General features: G+C 70.2%; 15 protein-coding genes. 11 read left to right on the top strand and 4 right to left on the bottom strand.

Going from position 1 to position 11,471, the window contains the following annotated elements; all coding sequences use genetic code 11:
• The first annotated feature begins 16 nt into the window (after nt 1-16).
• The 6 genes from HUW46_RS25140 to HUW46_RS25115 all read left to right on the top strand — a co-directional run bounded on the left by HUW46_RS25140 (nt 17) and on the right by HUW46_RS25115 (nt 4,837).
• On the top strand, nt 17-1,348 hold the full coding sequence (locus HUW46_RS25140) for an MFS transporter (RefSeq protein WP_215541281.1): 1,332 nt from the start codon (nt 17-19) through the stop codon (nt 1,346-1,348).
• Entirely contained in the window at nt 1,345-2,022 is a 678-nt protein-coding gene (locus tag HUW46_RS25135) for an SDR family NAD(P)-dependent oxidoreductase (protein WP_215541280.1), read from the top strand. The genes HUW46_RS25140 and HUW46_RS25135 overlap by 4 nt, the downstream gene beginning before the upstream one ends.
• A gap of 47 nt (nt 2,023-2,069) precedes the next feature.
• Nucleotides 2,070-2,411, top strand: a complete 342-nt coding sequence (locus HUW46_RS25130; RefSeq protein ID WP_215541279.1) for a cupin domain-containing protein — start codon at nt 2,070-2,072, stop codon at nt 2,409-2,411.
• A gap of 61 nt (nt 2,412-2,472) precedes the next feature.
• Entirely contained in the window at nt 2,473-2,913 is a 441-nt protein-coding gene (locus HUW46_RS25125) for a MarR family winged helix-turn-helix transcriptional regulator (RefSeq protein WP_215541278.1), read from the top strand.
• Nucleotides 2,910-4,259 carry an MFS transporter gene (locus tag HUW46_RS25120; protein WP_215541277.1) on the top strand — a complete coding sequence of 450 codons (1,350 nt, stop codon included), beginning with the start codon at nt 2,910-2,912 and terminating at the stop codon, nt 4,257-4,259. The genes HUW46_RS25125 and HUW46_RS25120 overlap by 4 nt, the downstream gene beginning before the upstream one ends.
• Nucleotides 4,256-4,837, top strand: coding sequence for a cysteine hydrolase family protein (locus HUW46_RS25115; protein WP_215541276.1), 582 nt, complete (start codon nt 4,256-4,258; stop codon nt 4,835-4,837). Before HUW46_RS25120 ends, HUW46_RS25115 begins: the two co-directional genes overlap by 4 nt.
• A gap of 10 nt (nt 4,838-4,847) precedes the next feature.
• On the opposite strand, the gene HUW46_RS25110 is transcribed toward HUW46_RS25115, so the two are convergent.
• Nucleotides 4,848-5,159 carry an STAS domain-containing protein gene (locus tag HUW46_RS25110; RefSeq protein ID WP_215541275.1) on the bottom strand — a complete coding sequence of 104 codons (312 nt, stop codon included), beginning with the start codon at nt 5,157-5,159 and terminating at the stop codon, nt 4,848-4,850.
• Between the two features lie 170 nt (nt 5,160-5,329).
• A complete protein-coding gene (locus HUW46_RS25105; RefSeq protein ID WP_215541274.1) occupies nt 5,330-5,632 on the bottom strand; it encodes a WhiB family transcriptional regulator in 303 nt (100 codons plus the stop codon).
• A 154-nt stretch (nt 5,633-5,786) separates the two neighbouring features.
• Here HUW46_RS25105 and HUW46_RS25100 point away from each other — a divergent pair, with 154 nt between their 5' ends.
• The 3 genes from HUW46_RS25100 to HUW46_RS25090 all read left to right on the top strand — a co-directional run bounded on the left by HUW46_RS25100 (nt 5,787) and on the right by HUW46_RS25090 (nt 7,441).
• Nucleotides 5,787-6,191, top strand: a complete 405-nt coding sequence (locus tag HUW46_RS25100; RefSeq protein ID WP_254124891.1) for an ATP-binding protein — start codon at nt 5,787-5,789, stop codon at nt 6,189-6,191.
• A complete protein-coding gene (locus HUW46_RS25095) occupies nt 6,188-6,970 on the top strand; it encodes a SigB/SigF/SigG family RNA polymerase sigma factor (protein ID WP_215541272.1) in 783 nt (260 codons plus the stop codon). The genes HUW46_RS25100 and HUW46_RS25095 overlap by 4 nt, the downstream gene beginning before the upstream one ends.
• Before the next feature lie 63 nt (nt 6,971-7,033).
• A complete protein-coding gene (locus HUW46_RS25090) occupies nt 7,034-7,441 on the top strand; it encodes an ATP-binding protein (RefSeq protein WP_254124890.1) in 408 nt (135 codons plus the stop codon).
• A 3-nt stretch (nt 7,442-7,444) separates the two neighbouring features.
• On the opposite strand, the gene zwf is transcribed toward HUW46_RS25090, so the two are convergent.
• The gene (gene zwf / locus HUW46_RS25085) at nt 7,445-8,863 is read right to left on the bottom strand and encodes a glucose-6-phosphate dehydrogenase (RefSeq protein WP_215541271.1); all 1,419 of its coding nucleotides are present in this window, start codon (nt 8,861-8,863) and stop codon (nt 7,445-7,447) included.
• A gap of 243 nt (nt 8,864-9,106) precedes the next feature.
• Here zwf and HUW46_RS25080 point away from each other — a divergent pair, with 243 nt between their 5' ends.
• Complete coding sequence (locus tag HUW46_RS25080) at nt 9,107-9,754, top strand: hypothetical protein (protein WP_254124889.1); 648 nt, start codon at nt 9,107-9,109, stop codon at nt 9,752-9,754.
• A gap of 15 nt (nt 9,755-9,769) precedes the next feature.
• On the opposite strand, the gene HUW46_RS25075 is transcribed toward HUW46_RS25080, so the two are convergent.
• On the bottom strand, nt 9,770-11,002 hold the full coding sequence (locus HUW46_RS25075; protein WP_215541270.1) for a glycosyltransferase 87 family protein: 1,233 nt from the start codon (nt 11,000-11,002) through the stop codon (nt 9,770-9,772).
• Between the two features lie 58 nt (nt 11,003-11,060).
• Between HUW46_RS25075 and HUW46_RS25070 the strand changes: the two genes are divergently transcribed.
• The gene (locus HUW46_RS25070) at nt 11,061-11,468 is read left to right on the top strand and encodes a CoA-binding protein (RefSeq protein ID WP_215541269.1); all 408 of its coding nucleotides are present in this window, start codon (nt 11,061-11,063) and stop codon (nt 11,466-11,468) included.
• The last annotated feature ends 3 nt before the right edge of the window (nt 11,469-11,471 follow it).

The raw sequence follows: 11,471 nt of genomic DNA, 5'->3' as shown, positions 1-11,471 counted from the left end.
CCCACGGAGACGACGCATGACAGAGCACGCTGCGGTGCGGCCACCGGAAGCGGCGAAGCCGCCGGTGCGCGCGGCCAGGATCGCGGTGGCCAGCTTCATCGGCACCGCGATCGAGTTCTACGACTTCTACATCTACGGCACCGCGGCCGCGCTGGTGTTCGGCAAGCTGTTCTTCCCGACGTTCTCCTCGCTCGCGGGCACCCTCGCCGCGTTCGCCACCTTCGGCGTCGGGTTCGTGGCGCGCCCGGTCGGCGCGGTGGTGTTCGGCCACTTCGGCGACCGGATCGGCCGCAAGCGGATGCTCGTGGTGTCCCTGCTGACGATGGGCACCGGCACGGTCGCGATCGGCGTGCTGCCCACGTTCAGCGCGATCGGGATCGGCGCGCCGATCCTGCTGGTGCTGTGCCGGTTCCTGCAGGGCTTCGGGCTCGGCGGCGAATGGGGCGGCGCGGTGCTGCTGGCCACCGAGTACGCGCCGAAGGGCAAACGCGGGCTGTGGTCGAGCTTCCCGCAGATCGGGCCCGCGATCGGGTTCATCATCGCCAGCGGCGCGTTCCTCGTGCTCAGCGATACCCTGTCGGACGCGGACTTCCAGTCGTGGGGCTGGCGCGTGCCGTTCCTCGCCAGCGCCGTGCTGATCGTCATCGGCTACTACATCCGGATGAAGATCGCCGAGACCCCGGTGTTCGAAAAAGCCATGCGGGAGCAGGAAAAAGCGAAGGCCCCGATCGTCGAGGTGGTCAAGAAGCAGCCGCGCACACTGCTGCTGTCCACTGTGGCCTTCATCCTCGCGCACACGCTCTTCTACACGATCACCACGTTTTCGCTGTCCTACGGGACCGGTGAGCTGAAGCTCGACCGGAACATGCTGCTGATCTGCACGATGATCGCGGCGGCGGTGATGGGACTGGCGACCCCGGCGCTCGCGGTGTACTCGGACCGGGTGGGCAGGCGCGCGGTGTGCATCGCATCGGCAGTGCTCGCGGCGGTGTGGGCGTTCCCGCTGTTCGCCTTGCTGCACACCGGAAACCCGGTGCTGATCGCGATCGCGCTGTCGGTCGGCCTGATCGCGTTCGCCGCGTTGTTCGGGCCGATGGGCGCGTTCCTGCCGGAGCTGTTCGCCACCCGGTACCGCTACACCGGCGCGTCGGTCGCCTACAACGCGAGCAGCATCGTCGGCGGTGGCGTGAGCCCGATCCTCGCCACCCAGCTCATCGCGTCCACCGGGTCGTCGGCCTCGGTTTCGCTGTACGTCATCGTGATCGCGGTGCTGTGCGCGGTGTGCGTGTACTTCCTGCGGGAGACCAAGTCCGTCGACCTGGCGACCGACGCCGGGCTGCACCGATGACGCTGGTCGTCACCGGGGGCGGGTCCGGGATCGGGCTCGCCACGGTACGGCTGGCGCTCGCGGCGGGTCTTCCCGTCGCGGTGCTGGACCTCGATGTCTCGGCGGTTCCCGAGGTCTGCGAAGCGATTTCGGTGGACATCACGGACCCCGAGCGGGTGCACAGCGCGGTGCGCTCGCTCGGGCCCCTCACCGGGCTGGTGACCTGCGCGGGCATCGCGCCTCCCGGCGGCCTGCTCGACAGCTCGCCGGACGGACTGCGCCGGGTGTTCGACGTCAACGTGCACGGCACCGCGTACGCGATGCAGGCCGTGGCGCCGGTTCTGCGCGACGGGGGCGGCGGCGCGATCGTCACCATCGCCTCCGTCGCGGCGCACCGCGGCGGCGGCCTGCTCGGCGGAACCCCTTACGCGGCAAGCAAAGCGGCCGTCATCGGGCTCACCCGCGCGGCCGCGCGCGAGTTCGCGCCGTTCGGGATCACCGTCAACAGCGTCGCGCCGGGCCCGGTCCGCACGCCGCTGCTGGCCGATCCCGAAACATTCGCGGCCACCACGCTGTTGAATCGGGTGGCGACACCCGAAGAGGTCGCGGAGGCCGTGCTCTTCCTCCTCGGCCCGGCGGGCCGCAACATCACCGGCGAGGTGCTGAACACCAACGCCGGTGCCCATTTCGCTTGAGGGGGTTCGTTTTGTGGGAGACCAGTAATCCCGGCGAAGGACCGGTCGTGCGGGCGCCGGACGGCTCGACCGTCCATCCGCGGGCCCGGCTCGACGGGCTCGCGAGCTTCGCCGAGTTCGTGCTCGAACCCAGCCAGGTCTCCGCCGCCGTCGAGCACGCGACCGTGCAGGAAATCTGGTACGTGACCGCGGGTTCCGGCGACCTCTGGCGCCGTGGCTTCGGGCAGGAGGAGGTCGTCGCCATGGTGCCCGGGGTGTGCGCCACCATCCCGCTTGGCACCGCGTTCCAGTTCCGCGCTTCGGAACAGGGGCTGCACGTCGTCGCGGTGACCGTCCCGTCGTGGCCGGACGGCTCCGACGAAGCCCGCCTCACGACGGGTCATTGGTAGGCCGCCCGCATTTGGACAAGTAACTTGCACAAGTAGCTTGTCTAGTTGCTAGGCTAGGCGCATGGGAGCGCGAGAGGAAACAGCGGTGCGGCTCGCCGTGGCCGTCAAGCGGTTGCGGTCGCGGATCAGGGTGGAGTCGGGAGTGCCCGCCACCGGGCTGTCGATTTCGCAGTTGTCCGTGCTGACCAGGATCCGCGACCACACCGAGACCACCGCGGCCGCGCTCGCCGTCGCCGAGCACGTCAGCCAGCAGGCGATCGCCCAGAGCCTCGCCACGCTGAAGAGCGCGGGGTACGTGCGCGCGGAACCGGATCCGGAGGACCGCCGAAAGAGCCTGCTCGCCGCGACCCCCGCCGGCGAGCGCCTGATCGACTCGATCAACGCCTCCCGCGACGTGTGGCTCGCGCGGGCGATCGACTCCGCCGTGCGCCCCGGCGAACGCGCCGCCCTGGACAAGGCGATCGACCTGCTGGAACGGCTCGCCGACGCCGAAACGCGATGACGACGTTCCCGCGCCGGTTCGTGGCACCGCTCCTGGTCGGGTCCGCGCTCAACCCCGTCAACAGCGCCCTGATCGCGGTCGCGCTCGTGCCGATCGCCGAGGCCATGCGCGTCCCGCCGGGGCGGACCGCGGTGCTGGTCGCCGCGCTCTACCTGGCCAGCGCGGTCGCCCAGCCGACGGCGGGCAAGCTCGCCGACGAGTTCGGGCCGCGCCGCGTGTTCCTCGCCGGGATCCTGCTGGTGCTGGCCGGTGGGGCGCTCGGCGGGTTCGCGCAGGACCTGCCCACGCTGGTCGCGGCCAGGGCGCTGGTCGGGGTCGGCACGTCGGCCGGGTACCCCACCGCGATGCTGCTGATCCGCCGCCGCGCTTCAGCGGCGGGCCTGACCGAACCGCCGGGCGGGGTGCTCGGCGCTCTCTCGATCGCGGGGCAGGTCACCGCCGCGGTCGGGCCGCCGCTCGGCGGGCTGCTCGTCGGCGCCGCGGGGTGGCGGGCGACCTTCCTGGTCAACATCCCGGCCGGGCTCGCCGCGCTCGCCATGGTGCTGTCGTGGGTGCCGAAAGATCCGCCTCTGGCAAGGGGAACCGGCGCGGTGTCCAGAGTGGACCCGATCGGGATCGCCGGGTTCGCTGGCGCGCTGACCGCGTTGCTGGTGTTCCTGATGTCCCTGCCGGACCCGGACTGGATCGCGCTCGGGATCGCCGTCGTGCTCGGCACCGCGCTGGTGCGCTGGGAACTGCGGGCGGCGAATCCGTTCTTCGATGTGCGCCTGCTCCGGTCGAACGCGCCGCTTTCCCGGACGTACGCCCGGAACGGGCTGACCCTGCTCGGGAGTTACACCGTCCTTTTCGGACTGACGCAGTGGTTCGAAGCGGGCAGGGGGCTCACCGCGGGGCAGGCTGGCCTGCTCGTCCTCCCGATGAGCGGTCTCGCCGCGATCGTGTCCATCCCGGTTTCCCGCCGAGGGAGCATTCGCGGCCCCCTGATCGTCGCGGCGGTGTCTTCGCTGCTAGCGTCGACCGGTTTGCTGTTCCTCGACTCCGGTACCGCGATCGCCGCGATCGCGGGCGTCGCACTGCTCTTCGGGATCGCGCTCGGCACCAGCGCGGTCAGCAACCAGGCGGCGCTCTACGCGCAGGCACCAGCGAGCGGCGTCGGCACCGCGTCCGGCCTGTTCCGCACCTTCACCTATCTCGGCACGATCGCCTCGGCGACGATCACCGGGATCGTCTTCCGCACCGGTGTCACCGACGGGAAGCTGCACACCATCGCCGTCGTCCTCATCCTGATCAGCGCCGTCGTCGCGCTGATGACCGTCACCGATCACGCGCTGAAGGAGCTCGCATGACCATCGACCCCGCCAGGACCGCACTGCTGGCCATGGATTTCCAGCCCGCGATACTCGGCAGCGTCCCCGGCCAGGACGCGCTGCTGTCCCGTGTCGCGACGGCGATCGGGACGGCCCGCGAACTCGGTGTCCACATAGGACACGTGAGGGTCGCGTTCACCGACGACGACCACGCGGCCATCCCGGAGACGAACAAGGGCTTCGCCGCCGCGGCCGCCGGTCGCCTGCTGCGCCACGACGCGCCGGAAGCCGCGGTGCACGAACGCCTCGCGCCGCGGCCGGGCGACATCGAGGTACGCAAGACGAGGGTCGGCGCCTTCTCGACGACGGATCTGTCGCGTCAGCTCGCCGAACGCGCGGTCACCACCCTGGTGCTGGCCGGGATCCACACCAGTGGCGTGGTGCTCAGCACGGTACGGGAGGCGGCCGATCTGGACTTCCGGCTCTACGTCCTGTCCGACGGTTGCGCGGACCCGCGCGCCGACGTGCACGAAATGTTGCTGGAAGCGGTGTTCCCCCGGCAGGCCGACGTGCTGAGCGTGGCCGAACTGCCGGGTCTGCTCACCGCCGGCGGGTGACACCCGCCGCTCAGGCGAGGGTGAACTGCTCCGCGACGCCGGTGAGGTCGATGACGCGCCGCACCTGGCGGCTCGGCGAGATGGTGAGCGTGACTTCGCGCTCACCCACCAGCTTCTGCGTCTGCAGCAGCACGTTGAGCGCCGAGGAGTCGAAGAAGGTCACGCCGGTGAGATCGGCCTCGATCGCCGGGGTGCCCGCTTCGACGAGCTCGGCCAGCGCCTCCTGCAACTTCGGGCTGGTGACGAGGTCCAGTTCCCCGGTCACGACAACCCGGGCACCATCGGACACGGTGAGGGAGAAACCGGTCTCCGCGGTGGCCATCCACACTCTCCTCAGGGTCTACCGACGCCATTCCGGTACACGCCTGTGTTCTCAAGCGCCATCCGTGCCATCGGGACGGGTACCCGCGCTGCCGCGCGGATAAAGGTCCGTAGAACGGTGGCCTTGAGCTTAGCCCAGCCGGGACGGGCGGGAGCCATCCCCTTGCCGGGTCAGGAGGTGAGTGCGTGTTTCGCGGTGCGCTGCTGCCGGAACAGCTCGCGCCGTTCGATTTCGCCGAGGCCACCCCAGATCCCGTAGGGCTCCTGCACGGCCAACGCGTGCTCGCGGCATTGGCGCAGCACGGGACAGGTGTGGCAGATGGCCTTCGCCCTCGACTCACGGCGCTCGCGGGCGGAACCGCGCTCGTTGTCGGTGTGGAAGAACATACTGCTGTCGGCGCCGCGGCAAGCTCCCCGGAGCTGCCAGTCCCACTCCTCCGACACCACCGTCGGCAGCCTGCTCACGTCGGCCATGTTCGGTCCCCGCCCTTCGTTCTGCGACCTCGACGAAAGGTTGCTACCCCGGGCACGCGCAAGTGAAACACTCCTTCGTTTAGATTTCTCCTCGGTGGGGCACCAGTACCGGTGGCGAGAGCACGGGGGACGGATGGACCTGGGAGGAACGCGGGTGGCCGAAGACGAGTCAGGGACGGTCGAGTTCGAGGTGGCCACGGCCGCCACGGCGGGCGTGGTGCCGACGCTGCGCACGATCGCGGCCGATCTCGCCATGCGGCAGGACTTCGACCTCGACGCGGTGGACGACCTGCGGATGGCGGTCGACGAGGCGTGCGCGCTGCTCATCCCCGCCGCCGCGGACGGCAAGCTCACCTGCGTGTTCTCCTCGGTCGACGGGAAGGTCGAAATCGGCGTCTCGGTGCTCGCCGACGATCCCGGCCTGGTCAACGAGGACGCGCTGGGCTGGCAGCTGCTGACCGCGCTCGCCACCAGCGTGCGGCGGTCGACGGTGCCCGACGGCGAGCGCTACCTGTCGCGGGTGGACGTGGTCCGCGAGTCGGGCGCGGGCGGCCGGTGACCGCGGCGGACCAGGGCGGCACCGCCGAAGACAGCGGAACTGACGGCGCCGCCCTGTTCAGGGAGTTCGCCGCACTCGGCGAAGACGACCCGAAACGGGCGAAGCTGCGCGAACGGCTGGTGCGCGACCACCTCGACCTGGTGCGCAACCTGGCCCGCAAGTTCCGCAACTCCGACGAGCCGCTCGAAGACCTGGTGCAGGTCGCGACGGTCGGCCTGATCAACGCGGTGGACCGCTTCGACCCCGAGTACGGCAGCGACTTCGTCGCGTTCGCGGTGCCGACCATCACCGGCGAGCTGCGGCGCCACTTCCGCGACACGAGCTGGTCGGTGCGGGTGCCGCGCAGGCTCAAGGAGCTGAACAGCTCGATCTCGGCCGCCCGCGACGAGCTGACCACGCGCCTGTCGAGGGCGCCGAAGCCGAGCGAGATCGCCGAGCACCTCGGCATCAGCCGCGAAGAGGTGCACGAAGGGCTGGTCGCCGGGCAGGGCCGCTACGGCGCTTCGCTGGACAGCATGGTCGAGGACTCCACGCCCGACCGCTTCGGCACGCCGGACGAGAACCTCGACCAGGCCGAGCTGCGCGAGCTGCTGCGCCCCGTGGTGGCGACGCTGCCCGAGCGCGAGCGCAAGATCGTCCTGCTGCGGTTCGGCCTCGGGCTCAGCCAATCCGATATCGCCCGCCGCGTCGGCGTTTCGCAGATGCAGGTCTCCCGGCTGCTGGCGAGCACCCTCAAAAAGCTCCGCGAGGGCATCGGTGAAATTCCGCCGCTCCCCTGACGGTTGAACTCACCCCCGGGTGGGTAGCTGCCTCCGTGACGGCGATTGCAGGAGGTGACGGGAGTGGCTCGCCAGAGCACCCGGACCGTGCGCCCGGACGGTGACGATCTCAGCGTGCCGTTGGAGGCGGGCCCCGCGGCGGCCGCCGCTTCCCGGCGGGCGGTGCGGACCCGGCTCGCCGAACTCGGCGTCGCCGGGCAGCGGGCGGACGACATCCTGCTGGTTACCTCCGAGCTGGTGACGAACGCGATCGAACACGGCTCCGGCGCGGCGCGGCTCGAACTCGGCCACGACGAGGGCGGCCTCGAACTCAGGGTCTACGACAGCAACGGCAGGCCACCGGTGCTCCGGATCGGGGACCTGCTGTCCGCGCGCAGCAGGGGGCTGCGCCTCGTCGAAGCGCTCGCGACCGCGTGGGGAACCACCCCGTCCCCCGGCGGCAAGTGCGTCTGGGCGCGTTTCGCCCGCTAAACGTTACTTCTCCGGCACCCGCCAGCCCCGCTCACCCGCGAGCTTCACCGCCGCGTCCGGCCCCCAGCCGCCCCGCCAGTACGGCAGCACGTCCGGCGGATTCTCGAGCACCGGGGTGCACAGCTCCCACAGCCGCTCCACCTCTTCGGCGCTGGTGAACAGCGTCTGGTCGTCCCTGAGCACGTCGAGCAGGAGCCGCTCGTACGCTTCGAGCGGCTCCGCGTTCACGAACGCTTCCGAGAAGCGCAGGTGCAACTCGGCGTGGTCGAGCCGCAGCGACGGGCCGGGCCGCTTCGCGCGCAGGTCGATGGTGAGCTTCGGGTCGTCGGTGAGCTCGAAGACCAGCTCGTTCGGCGCGCCATCGAAGCCGTCGGCCGCGTCGAACATCTTCAACGGCGGCTCCTGGAAGCCGAGCGTGATCGTGCGGCGGCTCTGCGCCAGCGCCTTCCCGGTGCGCAGGTAGAACGGCACGCCCTTCCAACGCCAGTTGTCGACCCACACCTCGAGCGCCACGAAGGTCTCCGCGGTCGACTGGTCGTCGACGCCCTCCTCGTCCCGGTAGCCGACGTACTGGCCGTAGACCACGCGCGCCGGGTCCAGCGGGCGGACGGCTTGGAAGAGCTTGCGCTTCTCGGTGCGCAGCGAATCCGCGTCCACGTGCACCGGCGGCTCCAGCGCGAGAAAACCGAGCAGCTGGAACAGGTGCGTGGACACCATGTCCCGGAACGTGCCGGTGGACTCCATGAAGGCGGCCCTGCCCTCGATGCCGATCTCCTCCGGCACGTCGATCTGCACGTAGCTGATGTGCTGCCGGTTCCAGACCGGTTCGAACAGGCCGTTCGCGAACCGCAGCGCGAGGATGTTCTGCACCGACTCCTTGCCGAGGAAGTGGTCGATGCGGAAGAGGCGCTCCTCGTCGAACACCTTGTGCAGCTCGGCGTTCAGCAGCCGCGAGGATTCGAGGTCGCGGCCGAAGGGCTTCTCCAGTATCAACCTGGCGTCGTCGGCGAGACCGGTCTCTCCGAGCATGCGCACCATCGGCTGCATCGAACCCGGCGGCACCGACAGGTACAGCAGCTTCCGCGCGCCGCCGAGTTCCTTCTGCGCCTTTTCGACCGCGTGCGCCAGCTCGATGCCGTTTTCGGCGGACGAGGTCTGGAACGAGATGCGCTGAGCGAACTCGTCCCACGCGCGGTCGTCGAAGTCGTCGGCGAACTTGCGCACCGACTCCGCCAGCCGGTCCCTGAACTCCTCGTCGGTGCCGGGGCTGTGGCGCCCGGAGCCGATGATGCGGAATTCGCCCGGCAGCATCCCCGACCTGGTAAGGCGGAAGAGCCCGGGAAAGAGCTTGCGCCGCGCGAGATCCCCGGTCGCGCCGAAGATGACGAATACGTGCGGCTCCAGCGATTCTGGTGTAGTCATCACCGTCATCCTCGCCAATCCGATCCGGCTTTGCCACTGCTCACGCCCAACTTTCGACCCGTAGGTGCAACTCGTCACCCCCTATTCACCACAGTCATCGAGAACCGGGGAAATCCCCAGCGAAAGATGACGGAAACGGTTCGTAAGGACACTTTCCGTGCAGGGTGCCCGGTTTCACCCGAAAGTGCGGCGTTTGGCACGCTGCTCGCCTAGGGTGTCCGCGAAACGGGCTAGGAGGCGCACATGGCGTGGTGGCAGCTCATCCTGACGGTGATCGTGGCCGGCGCGGTCGGCTACGTGGTGATCGCCGGGGTGGCCCAGCGGCACACCTTCACGCGCCAGCGGGTGCAGCGCCGGGAGCAGCTCGACGAGCTGACCGCCCGCATCCGCTACGAGACCCGGCTCTTCTCCGAAGCGGCGACCACCACGCCGCACGAGGACGTGCCCGAGATCTTCCGGCTCGGCCACGCCGAATGCGCCGCGCTGTTCGAACAGTCCCGCATCCTGCCCGCGTGGGAGCGGAACCTGCTGCACCGGTACGCGAAGCGCGTCTACGGCAAGGCGATCGTGGCGACCACCCGCGACGTGCCGATGGACCAGATCGGCAAGCTCGAAGCCGGTCCCGGCGGCCCGTTCGGCAGCGACATCGCCGACCTGACGCCCGGCTCCGGGGACACCGGCGCCAAGTACGACCTGCAGGGCCGCGGGCTGCTCACCGTGTTCCGGCTCGCCACCGGCAAACCCGGCCAGGTCTGGCCCGACCAGCACGACGTGGCGCTCACCTCGGCGCGCACCGTGCTCACCTGCTCGGCGAAGTTCCTGGCCCGCAAGCCGTGGCACGTGGTGTGGCCGATCTACCGGGTACGCGGCCTGCGCCTCTGGAAGCTCTGAAGTGCGTTTAGCGGGCTAAACGCGCTCGGACCCGCGCTCGCCCGGCCGGGTCCGCTGAGCTGCGTTTAGCGGGCTAAACGCGGTCGGGCGCACGAGTAGGACCACGCCGAAGGCGATCGCGAACAGCACGTAGGCGTTGCCGAGGACGAACGTGTAGGCGGTCTCCCAGAACCCGGGGTGTTCACCGGGGCCCGGCGCGTCGACCGGGCGCAGCGCGAACACCAGCACGGTCACCACCGCCGCGACGATCTTGCGTCGCGCGAGCAGCACGAGCACCAGCGGCACCGCCCACACCCAGTGGTGGATCCAGGAAACCGGGCTGACGAGCAGCGCCAGGAACGCGCTCACGAGCAGCGCGGGCACCGGCTGCCCGGCGCGGTGGTAGCGCAGCACCAGCACGATCGCGCCCGCCGCGAGCAGCGCGCCGATCCCGTAGGCGACCGGCTGCGACCACGCGGCGCCGTCGTTGAGCCTGCGCAGCAGGCCGCCGACCGACTGGTTCCAGGCCCATCCCGTCGGCCCGATCCGCGAGGAGTCGAACACGGTGTGGGTCCAGAAGCGCACCGTGTCGTGCGGCGCGATGAGCAGCATCAGGCCTTGCAGCCCGGCGAACGTGCCCGCCGCGCGCACCGCGTCCGCGCGCCTGCCGACGAGCAGCAGGTGCACCACGAAGATCAGCGGCGTCAGCTTCGTCGCCGCCGCGACCCCGACGAGCACGCCGCCCCAGTGCCGCGCGCGTCCCGCCGAACCGCACAGCACCAACACGTCCACGGCGACGAACACCATCAGCACGGCGTTGATCTGACCGTATTCGAGCGTCACCGAAAGCGGCTGCGTGAGCGTCATCAGCAGCGCGGCCGCGACACCGCCCCACGACGGCGTCAACCAGCGAGGCCGCGTCTCGACACGCCTCAACACCAACCAGCCGACGAGGGCGACAGCCACCAGCGAGATCGCGTTGAGGACACCCCACGCGACCTGAGACGGCACGAGGACCATCGGGATGAACAGCACGGCCGCGAAGGGCGCGTAGGTGAACGGGAGCTTCGCGAAATCCGGTTCGGCGTCGAGGAAATCCGCGTCGTAGAGCGGAAGTCCGTGCAGCAGGGTCGCCGCGCCGCCCTGGTAGACGGCGGTGTCGCCACCGGACGGCAGGCCCGAGGTGTACGCGAGGATCCCCCGCACCACGCACCAGACGGCGGCCGCCGCGAGCAGGAGCCAGGGCAGCGCGGCGCGGGTCTTCGACATCACCCCGCGATCTTCCACCACCGGAATGGACCGGTACGCGGCCGGTGTTGTGCACGGTATGGGTGATCTCGCGGAAGAAGTGCTGGCGGCGGCGAACACGATCGCCGTGGTGGGGTTGAGCCGCGACCCGGCGAAGGCGGCGCACGGCGTGCCCGCCGCGCTCCAGGCGTACGGGTTCCGGATCATTCCGGTGCATCCCGTCGCCGACGAACTGCTCGGCGAGAAGGTCTACCGGTCGCTTTCGGACATTCCCGAGCCGGTCGATGTGGTCGACGTCTTCCGGCCCGCGCCCGAGGCGGCGGGCATCGCGGAACAGGCCGTCGCCATCGGGGCCAAGGCGTTGTGGCTTCAGCAGGGCATCGTTTCGCCGGAAGCGCGCGCGATCGCCGAAGGCGCCGGGCTCGACTACGTGGAGGACCGCTGCATGGCCGTGGTGCGGGCGGTCGCGGGGATCAGCAAGAACTAGTCT

The organism is Amycolatopsis sp. CA-230715 (genome assembly GCF_018736145.1).
GTDB lineage: Bacteria > Actinomycetota > Actinomycetes > Mycobacteriales > Pseudonocardiaceae > Amycolatopsis.
This window is presented reverse-complemented; position numbering and strand designations above follow the sequence as displayed.